General features: G+C 48.8%; 16 protein-coding genes. 4 read left to right on the forward strand and 12 right to left on the reverse strand.

What is annotated here, in order from left to right:
• Positions 1 to 13: 13 nt before the first annotated feature.
• From F566_RS0115665 to F566_RS0115685, 3 genes are all read right to left on the reverse strand, one after another.
• A complete protein-coding gene (locus F566_RS0115665) occupies positions 14 to 1066 on the reverse strand; it encodes a 2-oxoglutarate and iron-dependent oxygenase domain-containing protein (RefSeq protein ID WP_020407952.1) in 1053 nt (350 codons plus the stop codon).
• A 484-nt stretch (positions 1067 to 1550) separates the two neighbouring features.
• Positions 1551 to 2474 carry a cation diffusion facilitator family transporter gene (locus F566_RS0115680; RefSeq protein WP_020407955.1) on the reverse strand — a complete coding sequence of 308 codons (924 nt, stop codon included), beginning with the start codon at positions 2472 to 2474 and terminating at the stop codon, positions 1551 to 1553.
• Between the two features lie 6 nt (positions 2475 to 2480).
• On the reverse strand, positions 2481 to 2900 hold the full coding sequence (locus tag F566_RS0115685; RefSeq protein ID WP_020407956.1) for a VOC family protein: 420 nt from the start codon (positions 2898 to 2900) through the stop codon (positions 2481 to 2483).
• 226 nt (positions 2901 to 3126) lie between these two features.
• On the opposite strand from F566_RS0115685, the gene puuE reads away from it, so the two are divergent.
• A complete protein-coding gene (gene puuE, locus F566_RS0115690) occupies positions 3127 to 4032 on the forward strand; it encodes an allantoinase PuuE (protein ID WP_020407957.1) in 906 nt (301 codons plus the stop codon).
• Between the two features lie 84 nt (positions 4033 to 4116).
• On the opposite strand, the gene F566_RS0115695 is transcribed toward puuE, so the two are convergent.
• Entirely contained in the window at positions 4117 to 4737 is a 621-nt protein-coding gene (locus F566_RS0115695) for a response regulator (protein WP_169334448.1), read from the reverse strand.
• 146 nt (positions 4738 to 4883) lie between these two features.
• The gene (locus F566_RS0115700) at positions 4884 to 6056 is read right to left on the reverse strand and encodes a TRAP transporter substrate-binding protein (protein ID WP_020407959.1); all 1173 of its coding nucleotides are present in this window, start codon (positions 6054 to 6056) and stop codon (positions 4884 to 4886) included.
• 668 nt (positions 6057 to 6724) lie between these two features.
• Here F566_RS0115700 and F566_RS0115705 point away from each other — a divergent pair.
• Both F566_RS0115705 and F566_RS0115710 read left to right on the forward strand, forming a co-directional pair.
• Entirely contained in the window at positions 6725 to 7771 is a 1047-nt protein-coding gene (locus F566_RS0115705; RefSeq protein WP_020407960.1) for a DcaP family trimeric outer membrane transporter, read from the forward strand.
• An 89-nt stretch (positions 7772 to 7860) separates the two neighbouring features.
• A complete protein-coding gene (locus tag F566_RS0115710; protein ID WP_020407961.1) occupies positions 7861 to 8547 on the forward strand; it encodes a hypothetical protein in 687 nt (228 codons plus the stop codon).
• Positions 8548 to 8688: 141 nt separating this feature from the next.
• Here F566_RS0115710 and F566_RS0115715 read toward each other — a convergent pair whose 3' ends face one another.
• The 6 genes from F566_RS0115715 to F566_RS0115740 all read right to left on the reverse strand — a co-directional run bounded on the left by F566_RS0115715 (position 8689) and on the right by F566_RS0115740 (position 13500).
• Positions 8689 to 9702, reverse strand: coding sequence for a sphingomyelin phosphodiesterase (locus tag F566_RS0115715; RefSeq protein ID WP_020407962.1), 1014 nt, complete (start codon positions 9700 to 9702; stop codon positions 8689 to 8691).
• A 425-nt stretch (positions 9703 to 10127) separates the two neighbouring features.
• A complete protein-coding gene (locus F566_RS0115720; protein ID WP_020407963.1) occupies positions 10128 to 10463 on the reverse strand; it encodes a hypothetical protein in 336 nt (111 codons plus the stop codon).
• A gap of 30 nt (positions 10464 to 10493) precedes the next feature.
• Positions 10494 to 11036, reverse strand: a complete 543-nt coding sequence (locus tag F566_RS0115725; protein ID WP_020407964.1) for an RDD family protein — start codon at positions 11034 to 11036, stop codon at positions 10494 to 10496.
• A 108-nt stretch (positions 11037 to 11144) separates the two neighbouring features.
• Positions 11145 to 12623, reverse strand: coding sequence for a cardiolipin synthase (gene cls / locus F566_RS0115730; RefSeq protein WP_020407965.1), 1479 nt, complete (start codon positions 12621 to 12623; stop codon positions 11145 to 11147).
• A 135-nt stretch (positions 12624 to 12758) separates the two neighbouring features.
• A complete protein-coding gene (locus tag F566_RS0115735; RefSeq protein ID WP_020407966.1) occupies positions 12759 to 13109 on the reverse strand; it encodes an antibiotic biosynthesis monooxygenase family protein in 351 nt (116 codons plus the stop codon).
• Between the two features lies 1 nt (position 13110).
• Complete coding sequence (locus F566_RS0115740; protein ID WP_020407967.1) at positions 13111 to 13500, reverse strand: NIPSNAP family protein; 390 nt, start codon at positions 13498 to 13500, stop codon at positions 13111 to 13113.
• Positions 13501 to 13639: 139 nt separating this feature from the next.
• On the opposite strand from F566_RS0115740, the gene F566_RS0115745 reads away from it, so the two are divergent.
• Positions 13640 to 14344 carry an ArsR/SmtB family transcription factor gene (locus F566_RS0115745; RefSeq protein ID WP_020407968.1) on the forward strand — a complete coding sequence of 235 codons (705 nt, stop codon included), beginning with the start codon at positions 13640 to 13642 and terminating at the stop codon, positions 14342 to 14344.
• A 46-nt stretch (positions 14345 to 14390) separates the two neighbouring features.
• Here F566_RS0115745 and F566_RS0115750 read toward each other — a convergent pair whose 3' ends face one another.
• Positions 14391 to 15614, reverse strand: coding sequence for an ATP-grasp domain-containing protein (locus tag F566_RS0115750; protein WP_020407969.1), 1224 nt, complete (start codon positions 15612 to 15614; stop codon positions 14391 to 14393).
• Positions 15615 to 15619 lie beyond the last annotated feature (5 nt).

Genomic DNA, 15619 nt, shown 5'->3' on the forward strand with positions numbered 1-15619 from the left:
GCCTCTATCACGTTTACGCAACAGGCAGGGCGTCCTCACTACGCATATCGCTCAGCACGGCAAGCCCACCGTTCTCAGTGATTCGCCGGGTAGCCGACCTGTCTGGATAGCAACGCATAAACATGTTGGTGAAGTGTGTACCGTAATGAATGCTTTCCCCCTCTTTGGCATTTAAAGGCGTAATTTTGGCCGCAAAGTCAGGCTCATGAAAATACGCCAGTGCATACCGTTCTTTTGAAGGGTGTAGCTCCACCTTGTGAGGGGTCGATAACAAATACCCATTGGTCAGAAACTGCAGGATGTCTCCAGGAAAGACGGTCAGAACTTCCGGCATGGGACTAACCAGATTCCAGGGTCCAATCTCGTTATACATACCCGCCGAACTCTCCTCAGGAAGCCAGTTACGACACCTTTTCTCCCCCCTGACCGGTGGCCGGACATACAGACCGGGAATGTCTTCCTGGGCGGCGATCACTAATAGCCCGTAATCGGTGTGGGCACCAATTCCACGACTTGAAGCCTGTGCTCCTGCTGACGCAAAACGCAACACCCGCATATGGTGCCAACCGTTGCGAGTGACATCCGTCAAGTGGTTAATGTCCCCTAACCCCAGCCCAATGGCAACCAACCTCAACAGATTATCTCCAATCTCCCCCAACGACTTCATGAACGCTTTCATCGCCAGCTCGTAATCCTGGTCTGGCCAGGGCACAGGTCCATGGCAAGGCCATCCTTCTTTTACCCGCCAGTCACTGTCAGGAATGTCAGGGCAGACCGTAAATATCTCCGAGTGGTCCACTTTGCCAGCGGTAATTTCCTCACCACATGCGACATAGCCGGAGAATGACAGGTCACTGACACAGCGGGATTTTTTCTCCAGCGGCATACGAAAGAAACGTTTACTGGCATGAAATGCCCGTTCCGTTTTCATATGCTGCTCCGAATTAACCGCCACCTGAAAAATACCGTCCTGCCTCCAGGCATGAATCATATCCCGGGCCAGCTGAATATCAGTAGATGAGGTAGTAACAGATTGAGGAAGTTGAAAGGTTTGCAGGTGTTTCATAATCGTCCTCTGATAATTTACCAGTCCAGGTAATACCGGAACGTACTTCTAAACTCTGCAGTGGTCACGATACATCTTCATAGGCTAGAAGTCAGATATCATGGACAGTGATACAACTGCAAAGACCTTCGGCCAGATCCATAAGGTGGAAAATATCCAGGCTCACTATGGTGTGCTGAAAGTATTATGGTCCCGGCACGAGCAGATTCGCCACTGAAACAGCGCCGATATTGCAAAATAGAACCACAAGTCACCTATTAACACTCTGAATTAACTTACAGAGGTATTTCGTAACGAAATCAATACGCTCAGAGAACTTCGACAGGAATGGAACAAGTTGGCAATTATATAAATCTATCGCGCCATTTACAGAAGCTGACTCACGAGCCAGTACTTCAGCATAAAGAGCAACATTGAAATGATCACAATGCCTGCGATGATCCCGGCAGTTTTTCTTTTATCCATAAACTCAATTGTCGGTTGTCTAGTGATGGCTTTCGGGGGGGTGATGCTCGTTACGGTCCCGACAGTTCTCTGATATCTGCTCGAACTCGAAGGTTGTATGTGCCAGAGCGTATTTTGTCAGCGCATCGGCGATATCACCTTTGATGGCTGTCTGCACCTCGGTTGAAATAGGTTTGTCCAGCTCCAGATGTGCAGTCAGCACATGCTTCTCACCATCCAGAGACCACAGGTGAAGGTGGTGGATTGCCTGAATATGCTCGATCTCCATCAGTTTATCCATAATCTCCTGACGAAGCTTTCGGTCAGGGACTGCCTGCAGGAAGAGAGACAGCGTTTTCACGACATGCCTCACGACATTGGACAGGATAAACAGAGTAAATACGATGGATAGAATGGGATCAAGAATTGGCCAGTCAACAAACAGTAGCACAACACTGACAATCAGTACGGCAACCCACCCCAACACATCCTCCAGCAAATGCCAGTTGAGGAGCTGTTCATTCAGCGTTTTACCCTTACTCACCTTCACTGCGGCAAATCCGTTTACAGCCACACCCAGAATGGCCAGCCAGAACATCCCGGCAGCGTGAGGCATTTCCGGTGCCCATAATCTGGGAATAGCCATCGACAATACCCAGACAGAGCCGATGATGAGTATTCCTCCGTTCACTAACGCTGCCAGCAGGGAAAACCTTCGATAGCCATAGCTGAAACGGGCATCCGCCTCCCGGCCACTCAGTCTCTGCATTATCCAGGCAAAACCAATGGCCAGAGCATCCCCCAGGTCATGGACGGCATCTGCCATGATGGCGGTACTGTTAGTTAACATCCCGCCAATAAATTCCACAACGGCAAACATGGCATTCAGCCAGAATGCCATGGCAATTCTCCCGCTGCTGGCATCCGGATCAGCATGATGATGGTGATGGTGGTGTCCAGACATGTGTGGTTAAACCCGACGAAAGTTTTCGATCTGGTCTATAAAGGTTTTTTCATCACGCAAGCCAACACTGTTTCCGTCCGGGTCAGGGAAATTAATGGTAGATCCCCAAGAGTATCGGTTGATGACAGGCTCAATGCCGAATTTCTTAAGATGCTCGGCCGCCTTCTCAATATCCGGAACATGAATGCGCAAACGAGTGGGGTTTTCTGCCATGCTCTTCTCCCCGTCTTTTGCCATCCCCCCGGTTTCAATCATGAGATAGGTCCCTTGAAAATCAAAACAGGTCAGCCGGAAATCACCCTGTTGTTCCTGAAACATTATCGGGAAGCCAAAGATCCGCTGATAAAAGTCCACACATTCATCGAAGCGCTCAGCACGCAGAATAATCCCCGTACGCATAATTTCTAAATGCTTTTCTTTCTCCATGCTCTTTCCTTCGCCTCCTTCGCCATACAAACTTCACCTTCCGAATAATGTCGCAGGTTATTCATTTTCTTAACGGTTAACCTGTCAGGTTGACTGGCCCATAAAGCCAATGCAAAGCATAATCTACGACAGCAGTTGGCAGGTTACAAATAACTTCCTTGTCCAGGGTATATAAGAGTAATATCTGACAAAACTGTCAGATAATCTATTCAACCACGGAGACACTATGGACTACCCTCGTGACATGATTGGTTATGGTAGCAAGCCCCCTCATCCCAAATGGCCAGGGAAAGCCAGGCTGGCCCTGCAATTTGTGGTGAATTACGAAGAAGGTGGAGAAAACTGTATTCTGCATGGGGACCCGGCATCAGAAGCGTTTCTGTCAGAAATTGTGGGCGCCCAGGCCCTAGAGGGTGTCCGGCATATGAACATGGAGTCCATTTACGAATATGGCAGTCGTGTAGGCTTCTGGCGCCTGCACAGGTTATTCTCACGCTACAACTTTCCAGTGACCGTATTCGGTGTTGCTACCGCCCTGGAACGAAACCCCGATGCCGTTAAAGCGATGCTTGAGGCGGATTGGGAAATCGCCAGCCATGGCTTGAAATGGATCGACTATCAATATGTGTCTGAAGATGAAGAACGCCGTCATATTCAGCAGGCCATGGCAATTCATGAGAAGGTTACGGGATCACGCCCACTGGGTTGGTACACCGGCCGTATGAGTCCGAACACCCGTCGGCTGGCCGTGGAGGCGGGAGGATTGCTCTACGATGCTGATTCCTATGCGGACGACCTCCCCTATTGGCTATTCGATTTCGACCAGCCTCATCTGGTGGTTCCCTACACACTGGATGCCAATGATATGCGCTTTGCCACCAACCAGGGGTTCAATTCCGGCGATCAGTTCTACACCTATCTTAAGGACAGCTTTGATGTCCTGTACGAAGAGGGTGAGTCCTCCCCCAAAATGATGAGTATCGGGCTTCACTGTCGTCTGGTCGGGCGTCCGGGGCGCCTGGCATCACTGGCCCGATTTCTGGAATATGTCAGCCGGCATCAGGATGTCTGGGTCTGTCGTCGGGTGGATATCGCCAGGCACTGGCACGAGCATCATTACCCAGTCAGTTGACAATACACCAGTGAAGCTGGAGAGAACCAAAACCTCTCGCAACAATAACCACTGCCATAAACAACAGGTTGAGCTCAGCCAGCTCTACCTGGCCAACCCTTTTTCAAACGCATACCGGATAATTCCCAGTGAGTTCTGGACACCAATTTTCTGCATAATATTTCGCTTGTGACTTTCCACCGTTCTAACGCTGATATTCAGCTCCCTGGCCAAGTGTTTATTATTAAGACCATTGGCAATCAGTCGCACAATCCTGACTTCCCGTTGGGTCAGAAAGGTCCCATGTGGATGACAGGTAAACTCGTGAAGAAGAGACAACGCCAATTCACAGAAAACAGCCTTCCCCAAATAAACACGTCTGACGGCCCTGATCAGGTCATGGCCATTGATATCTTTCAAGAGGTATCCCATTGCTCCTGCCCTGATGAGCTCCAGAACGCCTTCCGGATCCTCTCTGATACTGAGGAAAATAAATTTTACCGGACTTTGCTGCGGAACGCTTTTGAGTACGCTCAGTCCCGACCTATCCGGCATATGCGGGTCCATAATAACCACATCCGGTAATGAGGCTGAGATCAACTCTACTGCTCTGGTTCCTGATTCCGCTTCCCCCACGACCAGGATGTCCTGATCCAGCTCTATCCGTGCAGCCAGTCCTTCCCGGAAAATAGGGTGATGATCAACAAGCAGTACTTTTATCATCATATCTCCCCGCATTTTTCGACGAATGAACGGCGGCCACCAGTGATCGTTATCCCAAAGATGACCGTCGGACAGGTGCCTATAGTGTGATTATTGTTTCAAACGGGTTCGGATAATTGCCTTCTAAACAGGCTTTCTTTCCATGGTGTTCAGCCTCGGGGCTGAATGTTGAGATAGGCCTGGTCTGAAATGCGGGTCCAACGCCGGACCTTCCATTGAAAGCGAGATTGGGAGTCCAGAATTTCCCGGGCAAGCGTGTCCTGATCAGCCCGCTTTTTCAGGAGCGTTTCAGTGACATCGTACATCGCCTCTACGACTTGCGGAGGAAAGGTGCGGATCTTAACTCCCGGATATTCAACCTGAATGGTCGACCAGTTTTGAGCACTTTCATAGGTGGACTGTACATACATATCAAACGCCGCAGTACGCATGGCCACTTTAAGAATTTTCTGTAGATGTTCAGGGAGTCGCTCCCAGCTATCCTGATTTATCAGAAATTGAAGCTCAGTGCCCGGCTCGTGCCACCCAGTGTAATAATAAGGGGCGATTTCGTGAAACCTCATCCCCAGATCAAGTGAAGGTCCCACCCACTCCAGTGCGTCAATCCGCCCTTCGTTCATCGCAGAATATAGTTCATCAGGTGCAATATTTACCGGTTCAACACCAAGCTCTTGCATAACTTCACCGGCAAAACCAGGCACCCTCATCCGAATCCCCTTAAGATCTGCAAGTGAGTTGATCTCCTTGCGAAACCAGCCTCCCATCTGGTTGCCCGTATTCCCTCCGGGAAAGGACAACAAGTGGTGCTTACGGTAAACCTTCTGCATCAATCCCATACCCCCGCCATGATAGAACCAGGCGTATTGTTCCTGAGCCAGCATTCCAAAAGGCAGTGTGGTAAAGAAAAGTGTATTAGGATCGATATCTTTCCAGTAGTAGGAGGCGGAGTGCCCCATATCGTATTTGCCTGCCTTCACCATCTCAAAAATACCAAAGGGTTGGTGGTGCTGGTCGGCCGAAGAAACGTCTATGACCAATTGCCCGTTCGATAATTCTTTTACCATCCGGGATAGATTTTCCGTTGTTTCTGCAAATATCGGCGCATTCGCCGTCCAGGACTGCGCCAGACTGAGTTTATAGATCTTAGGTCTGTCTTCCTCGGGTTTATGGGCCGATTTAGTCACAGATTCGGAAACAGGCTCCGAGACAGGAGCGTCAGAAGCGGAGGCATCAAAGCCTGAGTCATTACAGCCGGATAAAAAGACTGCAACCAACAGAAATAGAACCAGTGTATTTAGTTTGCCAACTTGTACGGGATACATATACGACCTACCTCTTTATATTTATTTTTCAGACTCAGTCGAATCACGTTTTTGTCATTCGCAACTCATAGTCACCATTTGGGCAACCACTAACAATCCGTATGAATGACCAAATAATGCGCAGCAATTACGTAGTGCTTCACTGAGCATGTTAGGTATTAATACTTAGGTATAAGATGATTTATCAAAGGGCAAAAGGCCAGGAAACCTGGTTGCCCAGGTAGTGAAGCAGGCAAAAAGAAATATCGATCATAGCAGACACAAACGCACAAACACGTATATGGCTTCGTCATTGAGCATATTCCTTTTCCAGGCAGGTTTCCTATTAGCCGAAGGTCCTATCACCGCCATGCCCGTATTTAGCTCTCCACCTTTTCATTAATTTCGCCCCTTCAGTATCTACATCAATTCAATATCCTCTTCCTTGCAACACAGTCTCTTTGTCAACACCTGCACTGCTGGTATCTACGCAAGCCTACCCATAGCCGCAACCTTTTCTAAGTGCAAACCCTTAGTGTTCCTGAGTGCAGTACCGGATGCCGAATCCCTCCTCAATCAGAACAACCTATAAAAAGACCTCTGTATAAATTCGACTGACAGAGGTAACGAACGGCCGGTTAAGTACATCGGCAGACATTGAAAGCAAAACTTTCTGATGGGAATAAAACATGAATAACATCCCCGCAATATTCTTTCTGGGAAGCCTGATTTGCGCATCTTCCGCGCAATCTGCAATGGTTGTTGACCTTCCTAACGACGCAAAACTGAGCTTTGGAGGCTACTTCAAACTCGATCTCCGTCATGTCAACGGTGATTTGGCTTACCGGGATTTCTGGATCAGTAACAACGCCTTTAGCCAGAATACAGAAGAAACACGATTGAACATTCGGGAATCCCGATTCAATATTCACTATGATCAAGGGAATCTGAAAGGCACTTTGGAATGGGATTTCTACGACGACCAACAACCCGAGGGGGCAACAGAAAGTGTTACCGGCGGTCACTCACTGCGCCTGAGACACGCCTTTTTCAAATACGATAACTGGTTACTGGGCCAAACCTGGTCAACCTTTATGCCGCTGGCCAGTATTCCTGAAGCACTGGACTTTGGTGGGCCCCACGTGGCACAGACATTCGTCCGGCAATCCCAGATTCGTTTTACTCAGGGAGGGTTAGAACTGGCACTGGAAAATCCTTCTACTTTCAGTGGGGAAAGTCAGACAGTACCAGATGCTGTTGCACGCTATACATTTAAGGAATCATGGGGCCAGATAGGTCTCGCCACCCTTATCCGCAACCTTGAGGACACCAATGAGGACGGAGGCGCCGACGGTTTGCAGCTGGGATATAATCTCCACGGCAAGATCACGACTATGGGTAAAGACGATTTCCGCTTTTCTTACAATGGCGGAGCTCAGGGCAGATACACTGGCCCAGGTGCCAATATTGCCGATACTGCAGACAGCGATGGAGATATTCTGGAAACCCAGGCCTACACTGTCGCCTACAGACATTTCTGGACCGATACTTTGCGCAGCAGTCTCTACTATGGCCATATTGATATTGACGATACAGACGTTGACCGCTCACATTGGGCTGTGAACCTGCTGCAGGATATACGCGCCGGCTTTACCGTCGGAGCTGAGTTCGGTAATTACGAAACAGAGTCCGGCGATTCTGATTATCTTCAATTTTCTGCCAAATATAGCCTTTAGACTAATTGATTATTCGTCCTCCGATTTGGCAAGCTATCCAGGCTTGCCTTTTTTGGCAGAGCCTCGCAGTAATGAGAAGTATAAAAACAATGAACAGTCTATTTGCCCGAGCCATCCCCATATGCCTGGCCATTCTGCTATATCTAATGGCAGGTAAAGCCTCCTCACAACCATTGAATATCGGTATTATGGAAGCCGCCCCCTGGGCATTTCTCGAAGCCCCTACCTATCAGCCCAAAGGCAGGCTGGTGACCTACGCCAGACAGCTTTTCAATGAACTTCAGGTTGACTACAGGATACTGGTTCTACCGACAGAGCGTTTGAACTATATGGCAGAGAAAGGGCAAATAGATATTGCCATTACGCTTGATGACGGCCGCATACATCATTTTATGAACCCGGTTAAACTACTCGAGTCCGTTGAAATTCTGGCCCTGAGTCAACGCTCGGAAAAGTCCGGGAAAGTGGATTGGGAACTGAGGTCGCAACCGCTGGATGTGATACATGGATACAAGACAGATCACGAAAATCATCATGTTTCAGTCGACCTCAACGATGCTGCTCAACTTTTCGCCCTGCTTGACGCAAAACGAATCGATAGAGGCTATGGGCTGAAGCCCCTACTACAACATGGAGCCAACACCCGCCAACATAATCAGCAACTTGATCTGGCTCGTTCTGTGGGGTTTGCCGACATACTTATCTGGTCACGACCAAGAATTGCCCCAGAGATTCCACAAAAACTCCGGCCCGTTCCATTGTCTCTTAACATCTAGTTTTCCAGTGCATCACCGGTTCCATTTAAAGCGAATGGCGGACCAAGGTGGAAGTCTTTTCCTCTTGAACGAAGAAATAGAGCGATCAGTTGGCCACTCTATTTCTCCACTTGCACCGGCGTTTTTGGCAGCCAGTGGATATCAGTACTGGTAAGTGGTCATAACCGGATAGTGATCGGAAAGATCCCTGGTATAGCCATCATGCCAGTAATCACCACCACAAAGAGTCCACCAGCCACGCAGATAAGACCAGTACCAGGAAGTTGGTGATTTCAGTGGGATCACCTGCATTTCAGCATTGTTGGTAGGCTGGAGGTGATCGTTGCGAGTCAGAACATAGTCCAGAGTATCGTTGTAACACATGTCGTAATCAAAGTAGTAGTTATAAGCGCGGGACATCCAGTTATCTTCCGGATAGGAACCATCGGCCTGAGTGTTGGGGAAGTTCAGTGAGGCATTGCTGTGAGACAGCATGTCGTTCACCTGGGAGGTCAGTTTGAAATCAACATTCATGTCTCCGGCGAGAATCACAGGTTCATTTGCAGGAACAGACAGACCGTCTACCCAGGCACGGATTTCATCGAGTTGCCCCATGCGGATATCATGCTCTTCATCCGCACCACCGTCATGAGTCGCCTGCAAGTGAGTACCAACGACATGATAGGTATAGCCGTCTTTTTCAATACTGACATAGGCCGCCCCTTTGTTTGCCTGATAATCCCATGACCCCTTCAAGCTGGCATAGAAGATATGTTGGCGCTGCGAAGTGATTGGCCACTTACTGGCGATGACCACACCACCGCGAATCACAAAAGGACTGTTGGAGCAGTTACCAGTGATCGAATCCCATCCTCCACCACTACAGCTCAACCCCACAACAGGCGTCAGGTAGGGATATATATCATCCAGTGACTGCAAAGCGTTGTAGGCATCATCGGTAAACACTTCACTAAAGGCAATAACGTCAGGGGTTTGCGGCATTGCCCTGATGGCATCGCCAAGGTGTGCCAGGCGTTGGGTCTGATCCCAGTCCTGTACGGGCAACTGCATGATGTTGTATCCCATGACAGTGATATCAGGACGTTGCGCCAAAACCTGCGGTGAGAGGGTTAGCAGGAAAAGTATTCCCATCAAAAATTTCGATAGCATATTCATTCGATCTATCTCCGTGTAATTATTATGGTCTAGACCAATCATTATTATTTATCATCTTTATCTGAATGTTTAGTAATCAGACACTTGGTATATACCAGATAAGAAATCACTTTACAGTGTTCAGATTTCAGATTTATGTCGAATTTATGATCTTTTTGATGAAACTTTCGCCTGTGTCACTTTTTTAGGACAGCAAGAAGCCACAGAGTGTCATTTATCCAGAGAATAAAGTTGAGTTTAAATAACGCTCTCAGGAAGGGGGTGATGATCGAAACTATAGATAGGGAGACTCTGGAAAAACGTTGGTGAGGCAGTCGATGCAAAGCAAAAAACGACCGAATAAACCAAACTTACAGGGAGTAAATGAGCATATTGAGGTCGTTTTCAACGCCGTAGCGGCAATGCAGAAAGTGTTTCAAGGGGCCCTAGTTACTGGTTTTGGTCAGCCTTACCCCATCAACCACCATTTCCCAGTGGTCTTCAACCAGGTGTGGGGGTTCACTGACCTCGAATGTGGTCGAGAACGGCCCGAATCCAACCTCAAAATTATCGCCCTTAAACTCTTGCAAAGGACCATTGATGGAAACGGATCCACCATTCTTCAAACGCTGATATGACACCGTGCCGTCATTCTGTATGAGCAGATACATTTCTTTGCTTTGCCACTCGCCAGCATAGTTCAATCGATTTTGGGGCAAAGGGTCGCTACATCCAGCCAACAACAAAATCAACAAGGTAAGGCAGATTATTTTATTGAACATCAGTCTTTTCATTTCCGATTGGGAGGTTGCTTAGGTATGAGCACTATTACAGCTTTCATACATAAGATTTAAACCAAAGGCATATATTTTAGCAATATGAACAGGAGCATTTCTCTCAATTGGCACTGCAGCTCTTCTGACCACGATCGTGTTACAAAAACAGTCTCTGATAGAACGTCGCTCCCTGACCACGTTGATAAAGAATATATCTGCCAGAATATTTAAAGGGCCAACCAACAGAAACAGTAGACGACAGCTCATGCGAATCAGTCCGGGTTTCTTCCCGAAAATCGTTTCAATCCGAGTATCAGACAGTCGCAACCCGATTGATCCGATACTCGAGGCTCTGACGATTGTCAGATACAGATAGCTAAATATGAGTGAGGCGTACAGGAGATATGGCCGCGTATAATCATCTGCAAAATGATTGAAAGCCCAGGTATCACTTTCAACCCCCAGAAACAACAACGCCATGACGATACTGATATCAACCGTCAAACCGGCCATTCGGCGGAAAAATCCGGCATAGTCTTTATCTTGGTATACCACCCCGTACTTCTGTTTCTCAGGCATACTTCTTTTTCGTCCTTACCAAATAATTTTTGCCCTGATTACTTTGTGACTTAACCCGATAATGCTTCACTGAAGATCGTGCGCTTAATTGCCAGCAATGAGGTCTGCCTAAATCAGAGGGCTGAACAGATGCATGACATTTTCCACAAAACGCTTTCGGAGGCTCCTCTGTTCCCACGCAGCCGGGTCCAGCAACGCAGAGTCGGCGATATATCCCTCAACAATGGACTGCAGAACTCCCGTGGTCTGTGCATCATAGACAATCAGCGTCATCTCGAAGTTAAGCCAGAGACTTCTCAGGTCCATATTCACTGTTCCGAAGAAAGACAGCCTGCCATCAATGAGGACACATTTGGTATGCAACAGACCTTTGTCGTACTGATAAATATTCACCCCAACCTGCAACAGTTCCTCAAAATAGGAACGGCTGGCGTAGCGTACCAAAAAAGAGTCTACCCGTTTGGGGAGAATCAGGCTGACTTTAACACCCCGCCGTGCAGCGATGCGAAGCGCCTGGGACAATACCTCTCCGGGCACAAAGTAGGGAGTGACAATCAGAATTTCCTGTCTAGCGGAGTAAATTGCCTGCAGCAGTGAATTGAGAATACTTTCCTTTTCAACATCAGGACCAGAGGGAGCCGCCTGGATAACAGCAGCACGATCATCCGGCTCGATATCCTGTGGTGACAATGCCAGGTGTTCGCCAGCTTCGATATTCCAATACCAACGATACACACCGTCAAACACTTTAACAGAGGGTCCCTCAATACGTGCCATCACATCGATCCACTCACCCACTCCCTGATCCTGCTTGAAGAAGCGGGGATCAATCAGATTAAAACTTCCGATGTAACTGACCCTGCCGTCAATCACCACCATTTTCCGGTGATTCCGCAAGTCATAGCGTGCCAGTCGCCAGGGAATAAATCGGATTGGGCATGCCTTGATCACGCGAATCTGATGCTTTCGCAACAGTCGGGCAAGACTGGATCGAAAAAACGTCTGACTGCCGACCGCGTCCAGCATTACCCGGCATACTACTCCGCGTTCTTTGGCTCTGACCAACGCTTCAGCTACCTGGTCAGCCTGACCTCCCGGATGCCAGATGTAGAACTCCAAATGGCAGAATTCAGTGGCCTGATCGATATCCTCCACCATGGCCCGAATAGTGTCGTCTGCACTGTTCAGGAAGGCCACCGTATTGCCTCCAATTGCCGGCAGGCCTGTGGCACTCAGTTCATAATTCGCCAGAGCCTGACCGCCATCATGAATACGGTCCAGTATGCGAACCTGAAGCGCCTCACCATCCATTTTCACCTGCTGATAGGAGGATAACTGCTTTTCCTGCCGCCGACGCCTTTTCGACCCGAGGTAACGTTCGCCAAAAAGAATGTACAACCCGACACCAACGTAAGGAAAGAGCAGCAACACGATCAGCCAGGAGAGAGAGGCCCCTACAGGCAGTCGTTTCATGATGACCCGACCAGCAAACACTATGACCAGCATGAAGTTCATCCATACCAGCATCAACCCGAAAAGTGAGGCAAAGAACGCGAAATCTATTTGCAGGTTTTCTATCGCTGGCAAAAGTGCAACTCCTTTATGCTGTCGGGAGTCCACTATACACTCTCAGGGGTGGGTTTTGTCACCCTTACCTCCCACATCGGCCTGACAACACGTTATAAATCAAGCGATTCCCCCTGTAAGTACATACCGTGTCAGTTAGCGGTTCTTATGCCAATCCAGTGAGTCAAGAGGTGTGTTATCACGGGCATATTTGCCATAATCACGGATAACTTCCGCCACCCGTAGTCGATAATGCAAAAACAGTTCGGCTTTTCCCTTTGCCTGCGCCTGCCGGTGAGCCTCAAGATTACGCCATTGTTTTATGGCTTCCTCATCTCGCCAGAAAGAAAGAGATAGAAATCTGCCAGGCTGCGTCAGACTTTCAAAACGCTCTACAGAAATAAATCCGTCTATATTTTTCAACAGAGGACGTAGCACCTCTGCCTCATCCAGGTATGATTGCAGCCTGTCTTTATTCGGTTCCAACTCAAAAATCACTGCCAACATCTCACAATTCCTCTCTACCGGTAAGAAATCCCCCGGTCGCACTATCAAAGCTCGCTCCGCCAGACAGCGATGGCCGATTCAAAGTCCCCTCCACAACCTCGACAAAACTTCTTTCCTCCCTGAGGATAAAACGCTGCGTCTGGGCCAGAGTAAAGTTTGCACTTCCGTCGGAGTCTACCTTGAGTCTTTGCCGGTAGGCTTCATATTCCGCAAGACTGTCGAACCGGATTAGTCCCCAGGCAATGTCGTTAGTTCCCTCAGAGGGGAGGAAGTATCCGATCAGATCACCGCCACAGGCTGGAATAATTTGTCCCCAGTTCTCGGCATATTGACGGAACTCCTCTTTCTTAAATGGATCAATCTGATAACGAATGATACAAACAATCGACACGGGCTTTTCCTCTTTGTTAATTCAGTGTCATTATTCTGCCCGGTACTTGGGGTAGCATGTTTCGCTCTGGAGCGAAGTATGAAGTCTCCTCCCCATGTATACTGATAGTCGAGTGTTCCGATCAGATGGCTCGAGTTCAATGAATACAAATGAAATCGCCCGAATCGCGGCTTTGGTTGGTGAGCCGGCCCGCACCGCCATGCTGCTGGCATTGATGGATGGTAGAGCCTTCACTGCCAACGAGTTGGCAGTTGCTGGAAATGTCACCCCGCAAACGGCCAGCCGCCACCTATCCCAGATGATTGACGCAGGTCTGTTGAAAGTAGCTAAGCAGGGGCGGCACCGATACCATCGTCTGGCGTCGGAGAAAGTCGCCACCATGCTTGAGGGCATTATGCAGGTCGCATCACTAAACCGGCCCCCACCGGCTCCCATTCTGACAGGCCCCAAAGACGAGAATATGCGCCGGGCCAGAATGTGCTACGACCACGTGGCGGGACGATTGGGTGTCGCAATTGCGGAGCACCTTACTGCCCAGAAGGCCATTATTCTGGAAGATGGCAGTGGTCAGATAACCGAGCAATTAAGCAACACTCTTGCTCCAATTAATATGCAGCTGGACCAAACCTGCATGAACAGCAGGATGGTACTTTGTCGCCCCTGCCTCGACTGGAGCGAACGGAGATACCATGTTGCCGGGCAACTGGGCAGACAGATCTGCCAACACTTGCTCAAGGAGGGGTATCTCAGAAGAAAAGCCAGTCTGCGGACGTTATGGGTGACAGGCAAAGGCGCCACTGGACTACGCCAGTGGCTTGGAGATGAACTGTGGCAACATATATGATAGGAGAATGATAGGAGCCAGAGTTTCCCTAGATCTGCGACATAGGCTAGTTGTTTGGGCTTACTGTCACAGACAGTTCACGACAGGCTCTTTGAGCCCGTAACAAGGCCTCCCGAGGGTTCTCTCCTATCGCAATAGCCAATGCCAACCTGTCATAGCTAGAATATAGACCCTGAGTAACATCCCCCGGGGCTTTAAGGGCCTTTACCTCCACAACCCCGTCAATATCTCTCGCTTGCTCAAGACCTTCAATGGCGATGATTTCTCCGGTAGCTTCAGGTAATAAATACCACACTGCTGCAGCACGTCGAGCGGAAAGTAATCTCCCCGCAGAGTGATTAAGATCAAGGGGGTGACCGAGTATGTCCCGTACAATATTTTCAGTCAGGTCCGCTGATGTGGAAAGTTTTACCAGGTCAAGTATGCGATCCCCTCCACCTCTCAAGTGTGTTTCCACCATCTGAATCGAAGATGAATTGACAAAAACCTCGGTATGACCAATACCTCTGTATATTCCCAGGCAAGATAGTGCCTTATCGACATACGCAACCACATCTGCCTGCCTTTCCTTAGGTAAATCCAGAGGTGGGGTCACATGTCCGCATTCAACAAAGCCCTGCTTGAACTTCTGGGTCACCGAGCCGGCCAGGACTTCACCCTCTCCGGAGAAGGTTTCTACGCTGTACTCGTCACCACTTAACTTTGCCTCAACCATATACCTGTCAGAATAATGCAATTGTTGCAGATCAGTCCTATGGTTAATTGCCAGAACCCCCTCACTGGCCCTACCATCAACAGGCTTGTATATTCCTTCGCCCTTGAGCTCCAAAAACTTTTCCACTACATCACGACTCAAGGCCATCACGTAATCAGTATTATCAAGCCCTTGCTTTCTAAGACAGTCCCGCATACGCCATTTTTCTACAGAACATTTAGCGGTTTCTTCACTAAACCAGGGCAACCGAAGTCTTGCTGCGATCTGAGCACCAACAATGACAGCATAATCATGGAGACAGGCAATTCCCGTAAATGGATGACGCTGATTGACTGCCATGAGTGTTTCACAAACCTGATCTATTTGATCAGGAGACTCCAGGTTGACAACCTTCTGATATAACTCCCGCCGGATCGGCCACGGATGACCGTGAACGGGAACAAGCGTGAGACTGGCGCCTCTCTCGTGCAGTAAGCTATGTACTGAGGGGATACCACCAATGACCAGAATATGGGGAATATCGCTTTGGTCGGTTGCGCTTGAGGTTAGCTCCATCGTTA

It is taken from the genome of Hahella ganghwensis DSM 17046, assembly GCF_000376785.1.
GTDB classification, from domain to species: domain Bacteria; phylum Pseudomonadota; class Gammaproteobacteria; order Pseudomonadales; family Oleiphilaceae; genus Hahella; species Hahella ganghwensis.